The 24,012-nt window shown below is 47.3% G+C and carries 17 protein-coding genes; 3 read left to right on the top strand and 14 right to left on the bottom strand.

All coding sequences use genetic code 11. The features are described from left to right. Positions 1-65 precede the first annotated feature (65 nt). The 9 genes from KNO90_RS07145 to addB all read right to left on the bottom strand — a co-directional run bounded on the left by KNO90_RS07145 (position 66) and on the right by addB (position 16,015). Positions 66-1,097, bottom strand: coding sequence for a class I SAM-dependent methyltransferase (locus tag KNO90_RS07145; RefSeq protein WP_214739395.1), 1,032 nt, complete (start codon positions 1,095-1,097; stop codon positions 66-68). A 100-nt stretch (positions 1,098-1,197) separates the two neighbouring features. Beyond that, on the bottom strand, positions 1,198-1,581 hold the full coding sequence (locus KNO90_RS07140) for a YisL family protein (RefSeq protein ID WP_214739393.1): 384 nt from the start codon (positions 1,579-1,581) through the stop codon (positions 1,198-1,200). Between the two features lie 115 nt (positions 1,582-1,696). Beyond that, a complete protein-coding gene (locus tag KNO90_RS07135) occupies positions 1,697-4,255 on the bottom strand; it encodes a sensor histidine kinase (protein WP_214739391.1) in 2,559 nt (852 codons plus the stop codon). Beyond that, positions 4,252-4,614 carry a response regulator gene (locus KNO90_RS07130; RefSeq protein ID WP_214739390.1) on the bottom strand — a complete coding sequence of 121 codons (363 nt, stop codon included), beginning with the start codon at positions 4,612-4,614 and terminating at the stop codon, positions 4,252-4,254. The genes KNO90_RS07135 and KNO90_RS07130 overlap by 4 nt, the downstream gene beginning before the upstream one ends. 134 nt (positions 4,615-4,748) lie before the next feature. Next, on the bottom strand, positions 4,749-6,620 hold the full coding sequence (locus tag KNO90_RS07125) for an ABC transporter ATP-binding protein (RefSeq protein ID WP_285800729.1): 1,872 nt from the start codon (positions 6,618-6,620) through the stop codon (positions 4,749-4,751). Beyond that, on the bottom strand, positions 6,617-8,341 hold the full coding sequence (locus KNO90_RS07120) for an ABC transporter ATP-binding protein (RefSeq protein ID WP_214739388.1): 1,725 nt from the start codon (positions 8,339-8,341) through the stop codon (positions 6,617-6,619). The genes KNO90_RS07125 and KNO90_RS07120 overlap by 4 nt, the downstream gene beginning before the upstream one ends. After that, positions 8,334-8,825, bottom strand: a complete 492-nt coding sequence (locus tag KNO90_RS07115; RefSeq protein WP_353048486.1) for a MarR family winged helix-turn-helix transcriptional regulator — start codon at positions 8,823-8,825, stop codon at positions 8,334-8,336. Before KNO90_RS07115 ends, KNO90_RS07120 begins: the two co-directional genes overlap by 8 nt. 157 nt (positions 8,826-8,982) lie before the next feature. Next, positions 8,983-12,600 carry a helicase-exonuclease AddAB subunit AddA gene (addA, locus tag KNO90_RS07110; RefSeq protein ID WP_215113313.1) on the bottom strand — a complete coding sequence of 1,206 codons (3,618 nt, stop codon included), beginning with the start codon at positions 12,598-12,600 and terminating at the stop codon, positions 8,983-8,985. After that, a complete protein-coding gene (addB, locus tag KNO90_RS07105; protein WP_215113312.1) occupies positions 12,578-16,015 on the bottom strand; it encodes a helicase-exonuclease AddAB subunit AddB in 3,438 nt (1,145 codons plus the stop codon). The genes addA and addB overlap by 23 nt, the downstream gene beginning before the upstream one ends. A gap of 157 nt (positions 16,016-16,172) precedes the next feature. Between addB and KNO90_RS07100 the strand changes: the two genes are divergently transcribed. From KNO90_RS07100 to KNO90_RS07090, 3 genes are all read left to right on the top strand, one after another. Continuing rightward, positions 16,173-16,553: a truncated hemoglobin gene (locus KNO90_RS07100; RefSeq protein ID WP_214739375.1), complete on the top strand. Its 381-nt coding sequence runs from the start codon at positions 16,173-16,175 to the stop codon at positions 16,551-16,553. Between the two features lie 55 nt (positions 16,554-16,608). Further along, positions 16,609-16,998, top strand: coding sequence for a hypothetical protein (locus KNO90_RS07095; RefSeq protein WP_214739373.1), 390 nt, complete (start codon positions 16,609-16,611; stop codon positions 16,996-16,998). A gap of 240 nt (positions 16,999-17,238) precedes the next feature. After that, the gene (locus tag KNO90_RS07090) at positions 17,239-17,448 is read left to right on the top strand and encodes a hypothetical protein (RefSeq protein WP_251127395.1); all 210 of its coding nucleotides are present in this window, start codon (positions 17,239-17,241) and stop codon (positions 17,446-17,448) included. Between the two features lie 191 nt (positions 17,449-17,639). On the opposite strand, the gene KNO90_RS07085 is transcribed toward KNO90_RS07090, so the two are convergent. The 5 genes from KNO90_RS07085 to KNO90_RS07065 all read right to left on the bottom strand — a co-directional run bounded on the left by KNO90_RS07085 (position 17,640) and on the right by KNO90_RS07065 (position 23,961). After that, positions 17,640-18,050, bottom strand: coding sequence for a hypothetical protein (locus KNO90_RS07085; protein WP_214739371.1), 411 nt, complete (start codon positions 18,048-18,050; stop codon positions 17,640-17,642). 128 nt (positions 18,051-18,178) lie between these two features. Continuing rightward, positions 18,179-21,247, bottom strand: coding sequence for an efflux RND transporter permease subunit (locus KNO90_RS07080; RefSeq protein ID WP_215113311.1), 3,069 nt, complete (start codon positions 21,245-21,247; stop codon positions 18,179-18,181). 86 nt (positions 21,248-21,333) lie between these two features. After that, a complete protein-coding gene (locus KNO90_RS07075; RefSeq protein ID WP_214739367.1) occupies positions 21,334-21,804 on the bottom strand; it encodes a competence protein ComK in 471 nt (156 codons plus the stop codon). A gap of 127 nt (positions 21,805-21,931) precedes the next feature. After that, the gene (locus tag KNO90_RS07070) at positions 21,932-23,272 is read right to left on the bottom strand and encodes a sensor histidine kinase (protein WP_251125889.1); all 1,341 of its coding nucleotides are present in this window, start codon (positions 23,270-23,272) and stop codon (positions 21,932-21,934) included. 26 nt (positions 23,273-23,298) lie between these two features. Next, positions 23,299-23,961 carry a response regulator transcription factor gene (locus KNO90_RS07065; protein ID WP_015880954.1) on the bottom strand — a complete coding sequence of 221 codons (663 nt, stop codon included), beginning with the start codon at positions 23,959-23,961 and terminating at the stop codon, positions 23,299-23,301. Positions 23,962-24,012 lie beyond the last annotated feature (51 nt).

Here is a 24,012-nt window from a genome sequence, read left to right as displayed (position 1 = left end):
AACAACTCCCTATGTGAATAGTCTCTTATGCTTCTCTATCATTATAGAAATGACCGGAGACAAGTTCAATTTTGAATCGGTTGATTGAGCAGGTTCGTTTTTCCTCGCTCGGCGATGACGATATACCAAGACCCTTCTGGGATAAATGGAATGAATCGAATCTGATCGAATCCGACTTCTTGCATCTGTCGGCGTAGTCTAGGGATTGTCGGAAGTGGATACAAGTTATCGTGGAGCGTCATGAAGGCGTTGAATGCGGAAGCGAACCGTCCACCTAGCGCCGTTTCCGCAAGAGGCGTCACGAGAACAGCGACACCGTTCTCCTCTAGTCGTTCACGTAATCTTTCAAGTAATTTGACTCGCTCTTCCGGTGAGAAATAATACAGCATGTTATTCATCATGACCGCATCGAACCGTTCTTCCGTTTCCCAACTCATGAAATCAGCGACTTCGAACTGTATCTCACCACTCTCGTCTCGAGATTGTGCCTCTTCGATTACCTCTTCCTCTAAATCGATTCCTGTTAGTTCCCAACTTGGTTCGAGCGCTTGTAATTTACGTAAATAACCACCGTGCCCACACCCGATATCAAGCATTGACTTGACATCAGCTTGACGCAAGAGCTGTTGCACAATCGGGAATGCGACCGTTTCAACGAGTGTCGACGTCTTCGCGACGACTTGACCGTGCTCGGCCCCATCAAACGTCTTTTGTTTTCCAGATTCTAAAAATTCTGGGTAAGCGATTAGCGCAGGGATATGAAGTTCCATCATCTCTTGAAGCATGAATCCGATGCTCCGCTCATCGTTACCAGATAATTGATATTTTAATCCGCGTGTCGGATAATACCGCCACCCTTTTTTCTTCAAATGCCTCACTGCGACCCCGACTTCTAACCAACGCTCTAACGCGAGTTGTGTCAACGGGCGCTTTAAACGTAAATTCATCTCCGCCATACTGGCACCACCTTGAAGCGCATCGAATAGGCCAAACTTATAGCCGATATAGCCGTGCCATAGGGGTAAGAATGATTCTGTTTGTTTCATCCATTTCCGTGCGTGTAATACGCGTGTCCATTCCGTCATCTGTTGATCCATCGTTTCACCTCATCATCATGATTACTGATTTTTTTATTTTCCCCTAATAATTTGTGTACAAACAAAAAAATCCCACTTCGATATGCGAAGTGGGAACGTCTTATTGAATGAAACTGTTGAATGGAGACTGGCCATACGGTAACGCATACCCAACAAAAATAGTGATGAGTGCCAAAAGAATGAATCCACCGAACAAGGCATTCGCAGGTTTTTTCTTTTTGACTTTGACGAGGGTCATCTCACCGAAAATCAATGTCAGTAATCCGACTGTGATTTTCACGTGATAAAACGCGCCTCCCCCGTTCAATTGAAGGTAAAGATACAGTCCTGTTCCGAATGCGATGAGTAACATGAGTCGAAACGCCATATGTGCGATCTTTCCACTCTTGTTGCCGTTCTTATAACCGATATAGGCCACGGCAAACAAAATAAGTAACAAAATCCAGCTCGTAACGTGTGTGTGCAAGAATGCAATCAGTGGCATTCTAATGCCCCCCTTTATGTTGTTGTTCAGTCTTCATTGTACACGAACTCTCTCCTGATTGGTCAAGCGAACGCTTTCTAAAAAAAGAGCCATCCACTAAGGATGACTCCATTCATTATACAGGTGTTGTCTCTGCCTCTTGGACAGCATATTCGTAGCTAGGAATTTCAACGATGAACGTCGAGCCCTCATGCTGAATCGATTCGACGTGGATTTGACCGTTGTGACCACGCACGATTTCCTGACAAATCGGCAACCCGAGTCCTGTACCTCCGATTTCTCGGCTGTCAGAATTGTCGACGCGATAAAACTTATCGAATAAGCGATCGAGTGCGTCACTCGGAATTCCAATTCCTTCATCTTTGACTTTAATCGAAACGATTTGCTCGTGATGCGAAAGTTCTACCGTAATCTTTCCACCTCGTGGAGAATATTTCACGGCGTTCGACAATAGATTACTCATCAACTGTTTGAACTTCTGGCAATCGACGAACAATTCATACGGGCGTGCATCATCTGCAATCAATTCGAATTCATGTTTTAATGACGATGCCTCATAGAACGTCAGCATATCACGAACGACCGGTTCGATATCAAGTTGTTCCCGATCATACATTTGACTGCCAGACTCCATTCGCTGCACATCGAGGAAGTCATTGACGAGATGGGTCAAGCGTTCCGTTTCAGCGTGAATGGTTTCTAAATATTTTGCTTGTTTCTCATTCGGCAACTGTTTCTTGACCATCAATTCGGTAAACCCATAGATAGACGAAAGCGGTGTCCGCAATTCATGCGAAATGGTGGAGATAAACTCACTCTTCAATCGTTCTGCCTCTGTCTCACTCGTGATATCACGGAAGACGAGAAGCGTCCCTTTCGAAAGTCCACCGACAATGATTCGCTCCGCGTACATCTGCAAGTTCATTTCGCCTTTACGGATGGAGAAGCTGACACTGTCATGTGGGAAATCTTCAGTGAACAGGCGATTCGTATACTTTGTAAAGTCCTCCGCTTGATCGACCGTCTCAACAAGACGATTCCGCCATTCTTCCCACGATTCTTCTTCAAGCTCTTGTGAATTAACGTCACTGAGTTCAGGGAACATCTCATAGAGTGGACGGTTAACGAACACGTCATCTGTCGAATGGTCGATATAAACGACAGCCTCTCGAATCGAATCAAGGATTCGTTCTGTCTTTCCTTTCTCACGCTTCATCTCTTCAAATAAACGCATCCGTAAGAGAGAGAGTGAGAGTTGGCGAGCGAATGACATGATGTCGCCCATTTGTGTTTGGGTGAAGCGGTCTTTGTAGCGAACCAAATAGATGAACGCGATGATTGAATCATCTGTTGGATCATGGACCGGTACCGCCGTCTCAAACATATAGTACGGATAAGGAAGCGGATGGTCGCTCGCAACTTGTTTCGACGAGTGTACCGTCGTCTTCAATGTCATCGCGCGCGTCAATACAGAGTTCTCGCTATCGAGCAACTGACGAGACAACGTGTCGTTCAAGCCGTGGCTCGTGACGCGATACATGCCTGATTCATCCACGAAGACGAGTGCCCCGACCTCTGAATCTGTAATCGTGACTAACTTTTCAATAATCTCTGGATAAGCCGTAAGCGAATCACGTGACGCCAACGTCTCCGTCAATTCGTTTCGGTAAGCGAGATGCTGTTCGTTTTGTTGCGTCTGCTCAAGAATCTCTTCAAGTTCTTGCTGTTGTGCCTGCAACTCTTCTTGTTGCGCGATCAGTTCTTCTTGTTGCGCTTGAAGTTCATGGTTTTTTTCAATCAGATGACGCTCGTTATCACGAAGCGTTTCAGCCATCTTATGGAATGAGCGAGACATCGTCCCGATTTCGTCTTCCCGTTTCATCTGATCACTCAAATCAACAATTTCACCTTTCAATAAGCGATTCGATGCGATCGAAAGTTTTGAAATCAGACGTGTTTGTCGGCGGAGGAACGGTTGGACAAACAGTAAAATCAATGCAGCGAACGAAGCGATGCTCAAAATCCACAAGAATTGAAGAATATTGTTATTTTGACGCCATTCCGCATAGACGTTCTCTTTTTCAGACGCCATCAATTCACGATAGTTCTCAAGCGACGTCTCCACTTCATCGATCGGTCCAAGGATATCGATTCCCCGCTGCGGATTAAATTGGACGAGACCTTGATCAATCAATCGTTTCGCTGTCGGCAACTCCGCAATGGTCTGCGCATCGATAAACGTTTCTGTCACGTCACCGTCTTGCTGCGCTTTTGCATACTCGTACGTCACCGGGATGATGACATCGTAATAAAAGTCATGAAACTGTTGAAGATCTTCTGCGAACAGTTCACCTTGACGCGTCGTGACTTGCGTTTTGAACCAATTGATTTCCTGTTGGAATTTCGCTTCATTGCCACTCGCTCGTTCAAGAGAAGCGATGTCTCCAAACAAGAGGTACCCACGTGTGTCATATTGATCCGCTTGCCACTCGTCCCACATGTTCGTCAGACGATCGACGCGTTCATCCACTTGGCGCAACCTCGCCTCATTTGCCTCGAGTCGATTTTCGATATAGACATACGTCAATACCGATCCGACCAACGCTAGGACGAGGAACGAATAAAGGACGACCATGATGTCACGTCCGAGTTTTTGTTTAAACCACCTTTTCACTTCACGATTCCTCCTATGATTTTAACGAGTTCAAGTGGGCTGAATGGTTTTGAAATAAAGTAGTCGACCCCAATCTCGTTCGCGCAATCACGGTCAGATTGTTGGCTTTTCGCTGTCAACATCATCACTTTCGTTTCTTGTCGCCCTGGTAATTTCCGTACTTTCTCAATCACTTCAAGCCCTGTCATGCCGGGCATCATATGGTCCACAATCACCAAATCATATTCATTTTCTTCAATCAATCGATAAGCTTCTACGCCATCTTGTGCCTCATCGATATCATATCCTTCGTCTTCTAATGTATCCATAACAAGCATGCGTAGTACTTCTTCGTCTTCTGCTAGTAAGATTTTAACCATAATCGTTCCTCCATTTTTTATCCCATTTTTTTATTTTAACGGATTTGTAATTGTTACACAAAATAAAAAGACGTACGAAACTCATCTTCGTACGTCTTTTGCCTAATCACATTGTCCTAAAACCTGTATTCCAGTTATACGACTTCTTTTTCAGCGAACTGACTATTGTAAAGATCTTCATAAAAACCACCCGCTTCGAGAAGCGATTCATGCGTCCCTTGTTCAATGACTCGACCTTGATCCATCACCAATATCAAATCTGCATCTTTGATGGTCGATAATCGGTGCGCGATGACGAAACTCGTCCGACCGTCCATCAACCGCTTCATCGCCTGTTGAATCAAAATCTCGGTACGCGTATCGACACTCGATGTCGCTTCGTCTAAAATCATGATTGGCGGGTTGGCAAGCACTGCTCGCGCAATCGTCAATAACTGTTTTTGACCTTGTGAAATGTTATTTGCCTCTTCATTCAACACGGTGTCATAACCGTCAGGCAACGTTCGGATAAACGAATCCGCATGGGCCGTTTTCGCCGCATTGACGATTTCAGACTCCGTCGCACCTGTTTTCCCATAGGCGATATTGTCACGAATCGTTCCATTAAAGAGCCAAGTGTCTTGTAAGACCATCCCGAACGTATGACGCAAATCGTGTCTCGACATTTGCCGCGAGTCTTTCCCGTCGATTAAAATCTCTCCATCGTTCAACTCATAAAAGCGCATGAGCAGATTAATCAATGTCGTTTTTCCGGCACCTGTCGGACCGACGATGGCTACCGTTTGTCCTGTCAACACATCGAGGTTCATATCTTGAATGAGTAGATTGTCCCCGTATCCGAAGTCGACATGACGGAATGCAACATTTCCTTCAGCGCGCTCTAATCGATACGTCGTGACCTCTTTTACTTCTTCCTCTTCATCTAACAATTCGAAAACTCGCTCTGCCGCAGCAACGGTTGATTGGACAACATTTGCAATATTCGCTGTCTGGGTGATCGGTTGAGTGAACTGGCGTGTATATGTGATAAACGCTTGAATATCCCCGATGGAGATGCTGCGTTGTGTGACCAAAATCCCACCGACCACACTGATTAACACGTAACTGATGTTTCCGATGAACATCGTCATCGGCATGATAATACCGGAAATGAATTGTGCTTTTCTTCCGGCATCGTAAAGTTCTTCATTCACTTCCTCAAACTCACGCACAGCCGTCTCTTCACGACCAAACGCTTTAACGACCGCATGTCCGGTATACATTTCTTCTACGTGACCGTTCAATCGTCCAAGGTGACGTTGTTGATCCGAGAAATATCGTTGTGACCGTTTTAAAATCGGGCGAATCGCAAAGATGGTGAGCGGTAAAGAGACGAGAGAGATGACGGTCAACAGTGGACTGATTGACAGCATCATAATCAAAATCCCGATGATGGTGACAATCGAGGTGATGAATGACGTCACACTTTGTTGTAGCGTACTCCCAATCAAGTCAATATCGTTCGTCACCCGACTTAACGTTTCCCCGTTTGAACGACCGTCATAATATTTAAGCGGTAGTCGCTCTAACTTTTTATTGACGTCTTCTCGTAAGTCATACACCGTTTTTTGGGCAACTCCAGACATCAAGTATTGTTGCACGTAGTTGAATAGACTACTGATCACGTAAAGACCAGCGAGGAGTGACAAGATTTGTCCGATTCTCGTAAAATCAATCTCTGCTCCTGGTACACCCGTAAATTTGGCATAAGCGCCTTCAAACAATTCTGTGATGGCGATTCCCATGATTTTTGGACCGGCAATCATAAAAATCGTGCTTAAGATTGCTGCGACGAAGACTGCAATCAATGTGTTGCGCCGTGGTTTTAAATAGGCGAGCAGCCGACGGAACGTCACTTTGAACTCCTTCGGCTTTTCTCCCATCATCATCATGTTTCCACCGCCAGGACCTCCTGGCCCACCATGTCCGCCATGAGTTTGTCTCGTATTCGCTTGTTTCTCACTCATGCGATTTCCTCCTCAGACAATTGTGACTTCACGATTTCTTGATAAACCGCATTCGTCGCAAACAATTCCTCATGCGTCCCGATTCCAGCGACTTTCCCTTCTTCTAACACGATGATGCGATCGGCATCCATGATGGTGCTGACGCGTTGCGCGACAATCAATACCGTCGCTTCTTTCGTTTCTTCTTTTAACGCCTTCCGAAGCGCAGCATCTGTTTTAAAATCAAGTGCCGAGAAACTGTCGTCGAATACATACAAATCGGGTTTCCGTACGAGCGCTCTTGCAATCGAGAGACGTTGTTTCTGCCCGCCCGACACGTTCGATCCGCCTTGTTCGATCACAGCCTCATATCGGTCTGGCATCTTTTCGATAAAATCGGTCGCTTGCGCGATAGATGAGGCATGTACAACTTCTTCCATCGTTGCATCGGCTTTTCCGTATCGAATATTCTCTGCGATCGTACCCGTGAAGAGTAACGCCTTTTGCGGAACAAATCCGATTTTTGAACGAAGCGTTTCTTGAGGGACTTCTTTGAGATCCATACCGTTTACGCGGATGTGACCAGACGTCACATCATAAAATCGAGGAATCAAATTGACAAGCGTCGATTTGCCGGATCCGGTTCCACCAATCACCGCAGTGATTTCTCCTGGCTTTGCCGAAAAACTGATATCGGATAATGCCGGTTCTTCAGCTCCAGGATAATAGAACGTCACATCATCAAATACGAGCGTCCCTCGTTCTTTGTCTAAAGTTTTCGTTCCATCATCCACAAGGGATGGTCTCATCTCGAGCACCTCGTTGATTCGGTTTGCTGAAACCGATGCCCTTGGAACCATGATGAACATGACCGATGCCATGACGAGTGCGAACATGATTTGCATCACATATTGAATGAACGCCATCAAGTCTCCGATTTGCATCGCGCCATTATCGATGCGAATTCCTCCGAACCAAATGACACCAACGACCGTCAAGTTCATCACGAGCATCATGACCGGCATTAGGAAGGCCATGATTTGGTTCACTTTAATCGAGACGTCTGTCAATTGTTCATTCGCCTCTGTCATTCGAACTTGCTCTTCTTTTTCACGGTTAAACGCTCGAATGACACGGATGCCTGTCAAATTTTCGCGGAGAACGAGATTGAGCCGATCCAATCGTTTTTGTACTTTTTTAAAGAGTGGCATCGCCTTCCAGAAGATAAGGAGAATCGAGATGACCAATACAGGCATCGCTGCAACGATGACGAGTGATAATTTTGCGTCTTTCGAGGTCGCCATGATCAATCCACCGACAAACATAATCGGTGCACTGACGACCATACGAAGCATCATGATAATGACTTGTTGAACTTGCGTGATGTCATTTGTCGTTCGCGTGATGAGTGAGGCCGTTCCGACACGATCAAACTCTTCAAGCGAGAAACGCTCCACATGATTGAACACACGTCTGCGTAAGTCGCGGCCAAATCCCATCGCAGCCTTCGAGGAATAGAAACTGGCCACGACGGCAGCAAGGGCGCCGAGTCCCGTCACTCCAAGCATGACCCCTCCCATTTGCCAAATGTATGCGGTATCTCCTGTGACGACCCCTTTATCGATAATATCTGCCATCAGCGTCGGTAAAAACAAATCTGCCAATGACTGAGCGAACACAAATAGTAAAACCATCAGTACTGCCCATTTATAAGTAATCAGACGCTTTAACAGCTTAATCATGCCGACATCCTCCCTCGCATTCTGTATGCCCTTCATTCAGTTCATTTGCAATTTGTTGATGTGCTTCAATCATATGACGATACGTTTCCTCATCAAGGCGTGACAAGATTTGATTCAATTGTTGCTCTGTGCCTTGTTCCTGTTTCTCAATCTCCTCAATCAAGCGTTTGCCGGATGTATCAATCGTCAAGACGACTTCCCGTCGATTGTCTGGATTGACATCACGTCGAATCAGTCCTTTTTCCACAAGACCGTCTAACGATTGGCTTAATGTACTCTTAGGCATCTTCGTACGCCTGACCAATTCTTTTTGCGTAATCGCACCCTGTTCATTCAACATCATCAGACCATGTAATTGAGGCAACGTGAGATCATTTTGTTGCGCCGTCTGATGCATGAGACGAACTAATACACGTTGCACTCGCCAAAAGGATTGCATCATCTCCCGTGCTCGATTTGTATTTGTCTCGTTCAACTTGTTCACTCCTTTATCGTTCCGTGTCGAATTGTTCTATATGGAACAATTACTTATATAAAATAAATTACTCCTCTCTGTTTAGATTGTCAACGAAATTGAATGTGAATGTGCACATAAGAAAAGAGCGATGCCATCAACATGACATCACTCTTTTCAAATCGGTTTATGACGTTGCCACGGTCACAATTTCCTGTAAATCTAACGAGTAAATCAGCGTTCGTTCAACACGAATGTTCCAAATGGTTTCGATTGCCTCTCGATACAACTGCAACTGAATCGCATACCGATCTCGCAAACGCTCATGTGCGTCTTCCTTAGAGGCGGATAGATGGGTGACAGCATCTGATTTGTAATCCAATAGTACGTAGGATTCCCCATCGAAATAGAGACAATCAATAATCCCTTGAATCAAGACGTGCTCATCCGTGAAGTGTCCATCCGGATTGACTCGTTCAGCTGGAACCGTATAAGTGAACGGTAACTCGCGCCAAGCTGTCCCACGTTCAAGGGCATCGGCAAGTGCCTGCCCGACCTCCGTTTGGAAAAACGCTTCAATGTCAGGCATAGCCAAACGTGCCGTCTCGGCCTCGACCGGGCTGAGCATTCCTTGCATCTCCCATTTCTCAATTTGCTCGAGAATCGGTTGATTCGGGTCGGCCAATTGGAAGATCAAATGTAACGTCGTCCCGCGCTCTGCTCCGGTCTGTTTGACTTGACGCCATTTCGGTTCCCGATATGGGGTATCGACCGGACGAACCGGATCTTCGAAGGCGGCCTGTTCGAGTTGCATCGCCCGTTTCAATTCGGTCACCGTTTGTTTAGCCGACGTACGTACCGCATCTTGGGCAGGATACGTGTAGGTCAAAGCCCGATGTACGGCACGAACCGTCTCTTCTTCGTTTTTAATCGGAAAATCAATTGCTTCAAATCGCTGCACGTGATGTAACTGTGCCATCATCTCTTGAAGGGTCGCAATCTCCGCAAGGTCCGCCTCTCCGATGACTCGATAATTCCACGAGGTCGACTCTTGGAAAGTAGAGGGGACCGTGAAGCCGAATGATTCAATAAACGAGGTGGCACCTGGCAGACGTAAGAGCGCCGGCGCAACCCAGTCGAGATACGTTTTTGCCTCTCGTCTGGCTTCACTCGCCAACACGTCTCCCGCTTGCTCGACCTGAAGCCATTGCTGAAGGTGTTTGAGTGGTTCACCAACTGTTCCCACGAGAATCAGTTTTTCTTTTGCTCGCGTCAAGGCGACATAAAGGACGCGCATCTCTTCCGCTTTCATCGTCGCGTCTAAATCCCGTCGAATCATTTCTTTCACGAACGTTTCCGATTTCGTGCGGGTCACGACATCAATCGCATCGAGCGAGATTCCGTATTGTTTGTGGAAAATGACACGTTGCATTTGATCGCGTTTGTTAAACTGTTTCCCGAGTTGGGCGACGATGGTCACTGGAAACTCAAGACCTTTCGACTTATGCACAGTCATGATGCGAACGACATTCTCCTCGTCCCCGAGCGACCGTGCCTCTGACAAATCTTCACCGGTATCTTGTAGACGATCCATCACGCGTAAGAAGCGATAGAGGCCACGATAGCCGCTACGTTCGTAAGCGAGTGCCCGATCATAGAGCGCCTTCAAATTTTCCTGACGCCCTTTTCCTCCAGGCAACCCGCCTGAGAAGTCATAAAACCCGGTGTCATTGAACAATTGTTGAATCAATTCGGACAAGCTATGATTTCGTGCATACGTGCGCCAGCGGGAGAGGCGGTCAAGCATATCGCCACATTTTACTCCAAGCTCATCATCGTCATCCGCTTTCGCCTTGAGCGCCTCATAGAAAGAATCCTCTGATTCAAGTCGAATCCGCGCCAACTCGCTATCATCGAAACGAAACATCGGGGAGCGAAGCGCACCGGCGAGTGGGATGTCTTGAAGCGGGTTATCAATCACTTTTAAGAGAGCAAGGATCATCCGAATCTCGGTTGCTTGAAAATAGCCGCCATCTGAATCCGTATAGGCCGGGATATTGTATTGTGTCAAAATATCCATCAGTTGCTCCACACGTTCTTTTTTCGAACGTACGAGAATCACGATATCACGATATTCACAGTTCCGGAGCTGACCGGTTGATTCATCCGTCACTTTAAACGGTTCGTCCCCTGATACGAGTTCCAAGATTCGCGTTGCAATCGCTCGTCCTTCGACTTCTTGCTTCGATAACTCACGACTCGCTCCATCGATCAAAATAAACTCAGGGTCCGCTGGAATCGGTTCATACCCACGTCCCGGAACAAGTTGGGCCGCCTCATCATACGCAATTTCACCGACCTCTTCGTCCATAAGCTGAACGAACAAATCATTGATCCCGTAAAGAACTTCTGCTCGACTCCGAAAGTTTTGGGATAGGTCGATTCGTTTCCCCGTGTTCTCCTGTCTAAAGCGCGTCGCTTTATCAATGAAAAGACCCGGTTCTGCGTGGCGGAATCGATAAATCGATTGCTTGATGTCGCCCACCATGAATAAGTTTCCGACTTCCTCTCGTTCATTCGCAACCAGATTGATGATGGTTTCTTGAATCTCATTCGTATCTTGGTATTCATCAACGAGTACTTCAGCGAAACGTTCCTTATAGAGCGCCGCGACATCGGAAGGTCCCCCATCTTGTCGTAAAATGGCGAGCGCATAATGTTCCAAGTCACTGAAATCGACAAAGGCACGATCACGCTTTGCCTGCTCATATGCTTGACCGAACGAACGGACGGTTCGAACGAGTGTTTCAACGAGTGGCCGTTGCATCGAGACGCTCTCCAATAAGTCTGCCCCGCTGACCCGAGCCTGTTCCACCGCTGCCGTCAATTTTTTCTTCGCTTGGTCGTAGGCTGGTTTGAGGACCTCGTGGTAAATCTGGTGCTCCTCTTTTTTCGGAACAGCTTTCATCGTTCCAAACTTCATCGCACGAGCCGCCGTCTCGAGCTCACTCCAGACAATCGTCTCCCCTTCAAGTTGTTCAAATGGGAAAATCGCTTGCCGGATGTTTTCCGACTGGGGTTCATACCCGGCGACCCGAAGCTCCGCTTCAAGTTTCCGAAGATCCCGTACTGCTTTTTCAATGTCATCCCACAACATTTGGCCAAACTCGATCAAGATTGCCTCCTCATCAGGATCTTCTCCAAACGTGTACATGGAAACAAGTTTGTCTAAATAGGCATCAGGGTCCGGCAGGGTGCGCGCATAGTGATATAAGCCGAGGATCAAATCCTCGATTTCACTGTCACCACGGTCTGACGTATACGCATCGACAAGAGCGAAAAAATCGGTATCCTGCTTTCCGTACTCATCCTCAAGAACCTCTTCTAACACATCATCCTGCAACAATACGAGATCTCGTTCTTCCGCAATCTTGAACGCTGGGTCTAAGTCCAACAAATAATAATTTTCACGAATCACCTCTAGACAAAATGAATGAATGGTTGTGATGAGCGCCCGATTCAACATTTGTCGCTGTTTTCGGATATACTCATTCGTCGGGTCGTCGCGAAGTGCTCCCTCAAGCGCCTTCGCAATCCGCCGTTTCATTTCTGCCGCTGCCGCATTCGTAAAGGTGACGACGAGCATTCGGTCTGCCGTGAGTTCATCCGTTTCATCAAGCAATCGACTAGACAACCGCTCGACGAGAACTGCCGTCTTCCCCGACCCGGCCGCAGCCGAGACGAGTACGTGGCTCCCTCGCGCTTCGATTGCGGCGAACTGATCATTCGTCCATTTCACGGTCATCGCCTCCTAACTCTTCAAATACTTCCTCTTTCTCGAGCTTCTTCAATTTACGAGGCTCGTTCGAGAGCGCCTCATCGAAATGACAAACACTTTGGTACGGACATGTCTGACACGGGCGCCGTTCTTTATATTCATAGGGCTCTACGTCGATTTTACCTTTATACATGTCTTCAGCACTCGCTTTGACGACGTCAAACGCATGGTCCATCAACTGTTCGAGTTGTGGAGGCGTCACAATCTTTTTCAACGTGTTGGCGTCAGGTGAGCCATCTTTTTTGTATTTAACAGGAATGACGATTGATTTTTTTGATGAGCCTTTCGCAGTGCGGTCCATCATCTCTAAAATGTCTGGGTCATCTACTAACAACCCCTGCATTTGATACGACTCCAATACTTTCTGTCGTGTCTCTTCTTCAGAGTTAGACGGTGGAACGAGTGGACGGTGAACGTGGAAATAAAGCGCCGCTGCCGGTGCCACATTTTCTTTCGTCCATACCTCTGCCTGTTCAATCAATACTTTCAAATAAATGAGCATCTGCATCGCCAGACCGTAATAAATTTCCGCAAAATCAACTTCTCGCTTGCTCGATTTGTAGTCGACGATTCGGACGTACAGTTGGTCGTGGACCATCGCGGTGTCGACCCGGTCGATCCGACCAATCAATTCACACGTTGCTCCATTCGATAGTGTGAACGACACTGGAGGGAATTGACCGCTTCCGAATGCCAGTTCAAACGCTTTCGGGTCAAAGCCATCTCGTTTTGATTGTTCAATCAACACTTCTGCCGTCTTACTCACGACGTCCGTCAATTTTTTCTTGAGGTAGGCGTATCGATTCGAACTCATCAAAATCGCGTGCTGAATCTCGGGTGTTACGAGTTCAACTGCCTGTTCCGCTAAGTTCGCACATTCATCAGGTGCCACATCTCGCCATTCTTTGCCGTCCATCTTCACGGTCTGGGACATATGTTCGATTGTTCGATGATAGAGATTTCCGATATCCGGTGCTTCAAGGCGATACAACCGACGTTCTTTCAGACGCAATCCATAACTTGCGAAATGTTTGAACGGACAGGCTTGGAACGTCTCAAGTCGTGAGACACTTGCCCGAATCGATGGAGTATATAGGGATTTTGCGACCTGGTCGTCTAGTGACTTTGGAATGTTTTGATAGAACAATGCACTCGTCAACAACTGCAAACGTTCCCGTCCCTCTGGAAGTTTCAGCAATTCGTTATAGACAGCAAACCACATATCTTGAATCGGATAATGACGACTTAAACGTTGAAGTTCAAGTGCCGTTACCGCAGCCGTCTGGTTCACGCTCGTCAAGAATGCATATTGCTCTCGTGGTCGGTGTTCCCCCGCTTCTGCTAAATGCGTCTTGATCACATGTTGGTGAAGTCGAGCTTTTAAATCCGCGATGAAGCGCGCTGGTTGAACTGCCTTCCCCGTTCTGTCTACAAGAGCATAACTGATATAGAGACGATCACTCGGTGCTGTCACAGCTTTGTATAAGTAATACGTTTCATCATCAAACAGATGTTCTGTCGCCTTTCCGGCACGAAGACCATTCTCATGCATGAAATCTAAATCGTGATCGGTCAAGAGTTTCGATTGTGTCGTGACAAGCGGAATTTGATCTTCATTCGCCCCGAGCAAGAAGACGACTTTCTTATCGATCAATCGCCCACGCACATAGTCCGTCACCGTCAATTGGTCGAGTGATGGAGGAATCAAGGCGTAGCGGAGGCTGTCTAAACCCGTGTCCATCATCTGTAAGAAAAGATCCGTTGACAATGTTTCTTCTGGAGCCGCTGCCTCTAACTGTTCAAGCAAATGTAAGACCGCATCCCAGACCTGGGTATGTTCGCGAGCTTCGAGTAGCTCTGCTTCTTCTATCGCCTCGTCGCGCCAATGTGTCAGACAATCGGATACACCGATACGCTCTAAAAAAGCATACATGGCATGTGTGTACGCTTGCATCGTCTTCGCTTGCTTCAAATCCGACAGTAACGGGTCAAATGTGTGAATGACACGTTCCCGATAACGGTTCAATTCGGCCTCGGTATCCAGCTCCTCACTTGTGAGTCTTGCTTCTTCACCCGTTCGACGACGCAATTGCCATTCATCGTGCCAATGGTAGTGTTTGATTCCTCGTTCGATTACGAACGCTTCGAGACGGTCGACGGACGTACGTCGATGTGTTGGGTCGAGGACGACCAGCTCCGTCTTTAGCGCTCGAAAGACAGATTCTTCCCGATAACCTCGTAAGGCGATATCGATACTGGCCTTCAATAATTCAACGAGAGGATGGTCAAGCATCGGTTGCCGTTCATCGAGAAAGTATGGAAGTCCCATCTTTTGTAGCGCTTGAGAAGCCAAATCTCCATATTCTTCGAGCGATCGTGAAATGAGCGCGATGTCCCGGTAACGATATCCTTCTTCACGAGTGAGTCGGATGATTTCTCGAACGGCCGCCTCTACTTCGACAGTTCGGTCGACAGCAGCATGTAAATCGACACGGTTCTCCGCCCCGCTATACGGTTCCGCCGTCAGCTGATCAAACGTCGCCTCTAAATATTGAAGACTCGGATGGGTATGACGATATACAGTTTCATACGCGTGATTCTCCGAGGGGATCTGTCGTTCCGTTAACAATTCTTTCAAGCGCATGAGCGTGCGTTGTGTCGGTCCAAATAATGGGTCGAGACGATACATCGACACCGGATCGAGTGTCAGTAACAGATCGACATCGACTTTTTCTGCGAGCGCGACGAGAACAGCCAATTCCTGTTCTGAAAATTCATTAAAGCCGTCCACGTAAACCCGAACACCCGTCAAGTCGGTTTCCGGCAAAATTTGCAACATGACGTTGAAATAGTCTTCGGCATGAAGCGACTTGCCTTCTGTCATTTTTAAAAATCCTTCATAGATGATGGATAGATCTTGCAACTTCAAGGCCCGATGCTGCGCTTGTTCACTTAACCGCAACAAGTGCTCCGGTTCAACAAGCCCTCGCTTCAACATCGAAATTAATTGGTTCAATTCTTCATAAAACCCGAACTGATTCATCGTTCGACGGAAGAGGGTCAATCGCTCCTCACTCATTTCGACTACTCTTCTCAATAACAGGTGAGTACCGGTCTGATCTAAGAATCGGTCTGTCGCAACGCCCGCATCTCGCATCATCAAAAATGCGAGTCGACGCATCGAGAGAACCTGGATGCGTGTCGAGCCGCGAAGACCATCTACCGACGCCATTTTCTTCTCCATTTCAAAGGACATCTGGTCCGGAACGAGAATATATATTGTCGGTCCACTCGGATTTTGCTTCAGTTCTCGAATCACCTCTTGGATCATTCGCTCACTTTTGCCCGTTCCCGAGCGACCTACATGAAAGGTTACGGTCATTTTAGCGAACACTCCTTCCCTTTTTCTTCATTATGAACCATCTCTAATCATTTGTAGAGGGAAACCTCCTCTATACCTTAACCAAAAAAGTTACACCCTACATCATTCCCAATTTCATTCAAAATCGATTAGACTGAACATAAGAGGGGGAATACATGTGAGTGCATATGAACAATTCGGAGGCGAACGTGGCGTGCAACAACTCGTTGACGCATTTTATGACCTCGTCTATACCGATCCGATTTTACTTCCGTTATTTCCGGAAGACAAAGATCGAGTGAAACAGCATCAATTTGAATTTTTAACACAGTTGCTCGGTGGTCCAAAACTATATTCAGAACGTCGCGGTGGCGGAAACTTAGCGATGATTCATCATGAACATCCGATTTCTGAAACACACGCAGGTCATTGGCTCGGGTGTATGGAGCAAGCGCTCAAGACGGTGGATGCTCCAGAGTCCATCAAACGTCAGCTGTTCCAACGATTGATTATGTCATCTTCGAACGTTGTCCGCGTTTGCTCGCATCATTTTGAGTAGTCACAACTATAAAAAGTGGGTATGATAGGAAAGTAAGTAAAGGAGGTCGTTTCACATGACAGAAGAAGAAAAAAAAGAAGTCGTTTCATCTGAAGAAGAGGAAACGGAAGAAAAAGAAGAAACGGTAGTCCTCGCCGATGCGCTTGATGAAGCAAACGAAGCAGCTGAAGCAGAAGAAGATGAGGACGATGATGAGGACCAGCCAGAAGAAAAGAATATGGACCACATCAAAGGCGTCTTCAACTACGACCATGAAAACGGTCGTGAATACCGTGTCGTCTTTTACAACGATCGCAAAAACTTAGTATTCCGTGAACTCGGTAATGGCAAAGTCGAATTTGTCGGCCGCTTCTCGGACGATGCATACGATGAAGAAAATGAGGCAGAAATGCGTGAACTCGGGCAACGTGAACTCGAGCGCATTCTCGCTGAACGCTTCAAATAAAAAAATCGCCGAATTTTCGGCGATTTTTTATTACAGACTGTAGACAAAGTATAGGTCTTACGCACAATCCGGACACGGCTCGCTTTCCTAGGGGCAAGCAGGGAGCCGCATCGCGACTGCGTCACTGCTGGGTCTCCCTTTGCTTGCTATTCCCTCAGGAGTCTCGCCTGCCCGTTCTTGGTCACCTTTTGTCCTTCATCCCATATAATGGTGTGAGAAGAACACACAGGGGCGGAGCTGATGATCAACAAGTCGACACGATCCATCAATCACGGTCTGACGAACGGAACGGATGTTGAACGGCGGCTCGAGGCGGATGATCTCGGGATTGATGACGGGCGGGCTCGGCGTTTACCTTCCCTTTCTCCTGATGCATCGATTCGAAGTAAGTATCGAGCATTTTCTTCGGCCGTCGTGGCCTTAGAAAAAAGACAAACGGCCGCCAGGTGACGACCGTTTGCGTTGCTCGCCCGACGGCGCCCCGACTCCTGCAGGAAAGCAATCCGACGGAGACCCAGCAGCGACTTGAGTCGCGATGCGGCTCCGGGATTGCCTGCGGAAAGCGTGGGCGCCGGAAGGACGAGTTCGAACATGTTATTTGTCAACAAGCTGAAATCGCCGAATTTTCGGCGATTTTTTTATTAGTTCTTCTTATTTCGTTTCTTTTTACGAAGTGCATAGGCAACGCCGGCAATCCCACCGACCACCGCAAGTCCAGCAACGACTGGAACGAGCACTCGTTTCGTTGGAATCATCTCTTTCACACGCTCATATGGCGTTGGCGTTGAGAACTCAAGTTGTACGGCTGAATCACCATGTCCATGAGCACGTGCCTTGCGTGATGCGTCTGTGACGACGACACGCCCCGTCGTCCAACGTCGATTGCCGTATTCGTCCACATATGGTCGACGTACACGCTTCACATCACGTACCATTTTCCCTCGAGCACGATCTGGTCGAACGACACGCTCACTCGACCACGAGCGGCTCCCGGTCACACTATATGCAGGGCGTACTTTCCGGCGATTGAGCCAAGTATATGAATCGTTCATCTTCAATTCCCTCCCATACTGTTCAAAACCTCTCTTCTAATTATACCCATACAACATCCCACAAAACATGTGACAAATGGTTCAAAAAAAGATGTGACACCATCTAGGCGTCACATCTTCACTCTTCATTATTCTGTAAATGGTTTGTCCTTATGACGACGTTTCGCCAAAATCAAGTAGTATGCCGGCACAAGGATTAGCGTCAGAACCGTCGAGAACAAGATCCCTGATACGATTCCAATCGCAAGCGGTTTAAAGAGCGGGTCATCACCCAATGCAACAGGCAAGAGGGCAACGACTGCCGTGAGTGCCGTCAAGAGAATCGGACGAATCCGTGCTCGCCCTGCTTCGTATACGGCGGTCGTGACCGCTAGTCCGTCGCGAATTCGCTGTTCAATGAATTCGAACAAGACGACCGCGTTTCGAACGACGATTCCCGCGAGTGAAACCATCCCCATCGATGCCATGAAACTGAACGGTGTCTGTGTCACGAACAATCCAACGACCGCTCCAGCGATTGCGAGATAGATGGTGAACAAGACAAGTAATGGCAACGAGAGTGAGTTGAACTGGAATGCGATGATCAAGTAAATCAAGAACAAGACGACGACGAACAATGTCGCAAGTTCTAAGAAGAACTCGTTCTGCGTGTCGCTCGCCCCGGACTGATCGAACGTGATGCCTTCATCTTCTAGTCCAGACTTCGCATCATCCAACACCTTCTCGACATCTTGTTTAAACGTCTCTTCATCCATGCCTTCGCTCGCATAGATTTGGAGTGTGACCGAACGTTCCCCGTTCTCACGAGGAATCTGCTGAATTTGCTCCGTTTTTGTTTCCGCCACAAACGTGCTGAGCGGTGCAACCGGAGGTCCTGCTTCTGTTTCGACAGGAACCAAAATCTCGTCAAGGGCGAGTGCCTCACGGTTCGCCTCTGCATCAATGACGATTTTCACGTCACGTTGTTCCACACCGTCATCAAATGTCCCAATCGGAACTCCGTCTGTGACGAGACGAATTTGGTCACTGATCGTTTTAGCTGTCACGCCGGCCCGTGCCATTTCTTCACGATTTAATTCGTATGTGAGTGTTTGGAACGGTTCTTTAATATTATCGAGGACGATGGCCCCGTCAATTTCTTCAAGGTCGGCCTTCACTTGGTCACGTGCAGCCACGAGTTGATCAATCGTTTCGCTGCGCATCGTGAACTCAACAGGTGCCGATGCCGGCGGTCCTTGTTGTTGCGTATCTAAGAAGATTTCGGCGTCCGGATAGTCTTCACGCAACACGTTCGTATACTTATCAATCAATTCGATGGCATCGATTGATTCGTTGTCAACACGAACGACCACTTGTCCTGTGTTTTCACCAGATTGATCGAGTCCACCTGTGAATAAGCTAGGAAGACCTCCTCCGGCGAAGACGGATGTTTCCACGACACCCTCTTCTTCTTTGAATCTCGCTTCAATTTCTTCAAGACGTGCCTCCGTCTCTTCCAAATCGGTTTGAACGGGGAAGGTCACGCTCGTCACGACTTCTGGGCGGTTCGCCGCCGGGAAGAACTCAAACGGCGTGAGTAAAATCAAACCGTACAATGCAGTCGTGATAACAAACCCGACAATCCCGAACGTCCATGGACGCTTCGCGACGCTCGGTAAGAGACGGTCAGCATAGAAATTACTGAGTCGGTTGAGCGGTCCACCGAGCCAACCCGGTTCACGTTTTGAGACTTTCACTTCTTTACGATTCAAACGATACTGTGCAATCGGTACGAGCGTCAAACTGATGACCATTGAGGCCAATACGGAGAGCGCAAGAACCGTCGGTAAGGCACGAATGAAGTTTCCGTTTGCGCCTGACAATAAAGTGAGTGGAAGGAAGGCGAAGACGACCGCGAGTGTCGACGTGACAATCGAGCCCCACACTTCTTTCGTTCCTCGTACCGCTCCAAGCATGGCCGAGTCTCCGTTACGATACCGTCGCAAGATGTTATCGTTGACGACAATTGCATCATCAACCAAGATCCCTAAGGCGATGATTGCCCCGATAATCGAGATTTGGTTCAAGTCAACTCCGGTAAACTGTAATGGAATCAAAGCAATCAAGAACGACAACGGAATTGCCAGACTGACGATGAGTGAACCAGAGAACGTGAGTCCAATCGTTGTCACGGCGATAACCGCAATGATGGCGACAATGAATTCACGAGTCAATGACGAGAAGATTGCATCGACCGCTTTTGCCTGTTCATAATACGGAACAAGTTCAAAACCTTCTAAGTCTCCAAGGCCATCTTCGACTACCTCGTTGACACGATCTTGCATCGTTGGAATATCCAGACCCGATTCAATCGGAACTGTAATCGAAACAGCCGGCTTTCCGTCTACTGAAACGAGATCGGTTTCACTTTTCGCTGTCTCTTCGACCGTACCAACATCTGCAAGCAAAACAGGTTCCCCGTTGAATGAACCGACAATGACTTGTTCCATATCGTCTACATTCGTCAAGTTATCGATCGCTAGTTGATAAATTCCCTCTTCAGTCGATTGACGACCGAGTGGTGTTGTCTTGTATTCTTCGTTAATGGCTGTCAATACATCAGGGAAGGCAAGCTGACGTGAGCTCAACTCTTCAGAGTCGAGTGACACGACATACTCCTGTTCTGGCAATCCTTTGATGTTGACCCCTGTCACGCCGTCTGTTCGCAGAAGCTTCGATTCTAGTTGTTCGATCTCTGCTCGAACATCCTCGAATGAATCACGATCATCCGCTGTCAATAAGTACGATGCGACCGGTAATTGGCCAAGTGAATCGTTGACCGTTGGCGCGAGCGCATTTTCTGGAAGTTTAGGTGTCGCGTCAGACAAGGCTTGACGCACGTTCGCCTGGAACTCTGCCTGATCGGTTCCATCGGCGTACTCCACCGTGATGTTTGAGAACTCTGAAGCCGAAATCGACGTCACGTTCTCTACCCCTTCTAGACTACGTAGTTCTTCTTCTAATACACCGGTAACGTTTCGTTCCACCGTCTCTGCTGTCGCACCAGGATAAGGTGTTTGAACGAGCACGATATTGATCCCGGTTTCCGGAATCTCACGTTTAGGGAGCTGGAAGAATGTCAGCACACCCACGACGACTGCGACGAGAAGAAACACGATGACCAGTTTCCCTCGCTCAATCATTTTTTCAAAAAACATAAAAACCCCTCGCTTTCGGAAGATGTGCAAATACACATATGATATCTCTTCTTCATCATAGAGGGGTTTATGATTGAATTCAATCCTTAAGCGTGTTGCAATGTGCTGTCATGGAAACGTTTTTGAAAAGCATATGATAATTCGATTGACCGTTGCTTTTGTCTCGATACTGTATGGTCGGATACATGAACCTTGACCGATTCACCTGTCAAAAATTGAATGAGTGTCTCTTTTCCATCTTTCTTGATGGCCGTCACATGCTGAAAATTAATCCATGCGCAGTCTGGACTTTCCTTTGCAATTGTCGGAAAGAAGACAGCATCCGCATGCCAATCCATCACGACCGGTGTCTTTCGATGTGGTCCGAGGACATGTCGTGCCGCTTCGATTCGACCTTGTATGCTCGAACCATAGTACAGGCATGCATGCTCTAATAGATCGATCGGTGACCCTTTCATGCGCATGACTCCCTCTGGCTGATACACAAGTGTCTCGGCTTCGCCAAACTCATTAAATACAGGAATTAAAGCTCGCGTTTCATTGGTCAATCTACTCATCTTTTCATCCCCCATAACGTATATAATGGCTTACATGACATTCATACCAGGATTTCAACTTGGTCGCAAACGAGCTTTCATCTATTTCCCACGAAAAAACCAGCCGTTTCCTGGCTGGTTTTGAAGATTAAGCATTAGATTTTAAAGATTGGTTCGGTTTGAGTCGCGGAAAGTAAAATCGCACAGCTGTTCCGTCTCCTGTATTCCGTAAAGACACTTCTCCTGTGTGAAGCGTCACAATTCGCTGGACGATGAACAGACCGAGTCCGAACTTCCCTTGTTTCCCTCTTGAGAACTGATGGAATAAATCTAAACTCTCATCCACCGGTGGTCCGTCGTTAAAGATGATGATTTCCACGCCGGACTCATCTCTTTTTAGGTCAATCCGGATGCACGTCTCTGCATAACGTAGCGCGTTATCTAGGACGTTTTCAAACGCAACCCGGATTTGTTCTCCGTCACCAAGCATCTCTCCACCTTCACCGTTGATTTCCCAATCGAGCTCACCTCTTAGTTTAAAGCGTGCGACGAGCAGTTCCATCAACTTATCGAGATTGATTGGTTCGAGTTTTGTTTCCTGTCCCTTGAAATATTCTAGTTTTGTGACGTATAACAAGTCGACGACTTTCTTTTCGAGTCGAGATGCCTCTTCATCAATGACTTCAGAAGAACCTTTTAAGTCCCCCGTCGGATAAATACCATCGCCGATCGATTGGGCGTATCCACGAATGACCATGATCGGTGTCTTTAAATCGTGCGATATGTTTTGAAGCAACGCTTGTTGCGCCAAATCCTGCTCTTTTAATTCCTTACGCATGGCATCAATCGAATGAGCCAACTGACCGAGCTCATCTTGACGATCTAACGGCAAGGCCGTCTCCCACTGGCGATTCGAAATTTTCTCAACGGCTCGTTCCATCTCTACGATTGGTTTTGTCAATTGACGTGACATCAGCAAGGCTGGAATCAGTGACAACAGGCTGATGATCCCAATTAGAATCGATATTCGCCAATATAATGTCGACACCAGTTCACGACGATAAGCATCCCAGGCATAAGAGGCCTGATACACGATCGTTCCATCGTATTCATTTTGACGAATGATGTAATAGACGTCTTCCCCGTCAATCGTCGTCTGGTACCGTTCGACTTGTCCGTTTTGATTTAACGCCTCCTGATACATCCGGTTCGTCAATTCAAGCGGTGCCGATCCGTAGATGATTCGTCCGTTCGGGAGAAAAATCAATTGGTTGACCGAACGGGACTCTTGTTGGCGTCGGTCATACTCAATCGGGTTTTGGGGATAGTTTTCTAGCTCATTCGTATTCCCTAAATAATAGTCCACATCTCGTAACGTCTCATACACTTGCTCATCGATGAATTGGGTAATGGATGAGCGGACTGTGATTAAAATCATGAGCGCGAGGGTCACGATAATGAGTAAGATCAGTACCCAAATCTTCCACATGAGACGCTTCGGTTTAAGCGCGTCCATCATGGTCTGACGAGACGGTAGCCGATACCGTAAAGCGTTTCGAGCTCAAGGCGATGCAATTTCTTTCGGACACGACGCACCAAATCATCGACGACGCGATCCGATCCGAAGTAATCGTTCCCCCAAACGCCTTCTAAAATCTGCTCACGAGACAAGGCGGAGCCAGGATGTTCGAGGAAGAGAAGAAGTAAATCGAATTCTTTCGAAGTCAAATCAATTTCTTCGTCTCCGTGCTTGATCAGACGTTTATCCGGATAAATGGTGTACTCGCCGTATTCGATATGCTCGTTCGATTTCGAACCATAGACCCGATCAATCAGCTTTTTGACGCGGATGACAAGTTCCCTAGGAAGGAACGGTTTAGCGATATAGTCATCCGAACCCATCTCGAGTCCGATGATTTTGTCGATATCTTCATCGCGCGCCGAGATGAAAATCGTCGGCGTATTCGCATTCACGGCTTTGATTTGTTTTAACAGTTGGAACCCGTCTAAGTCCGGTAACATGATATCGAGCACCCATAAATCTGGCTGGTCCGGAATCGCTTCTTGTGCAGATGTCCCGTCCGCAAATGAGCGGACGTTATACCCTTCTTGTTCTAGATACGTGACGAGCATTTTGTTTAAGTTTGCTTCATCGTCGACTAAGTAGATTGTATACATTCAAGTCACCTCAACACGTTTTTTCTCATCATATCAAACAATTGTCGTGAA

It is taken from the genome of Exiguobacterium sp. s63 (assembly GCF_018617335.1).
In the GTDB taxonomy this organism is placed as follows: Bacteria; Bacillota; Bacilli; order Exiguobacteriales; family Exiguobacteriaceae; genus Exiguobacterium.
This window is presented reverse-complemented; position numbering and strand designations above follow the sequence as displayed.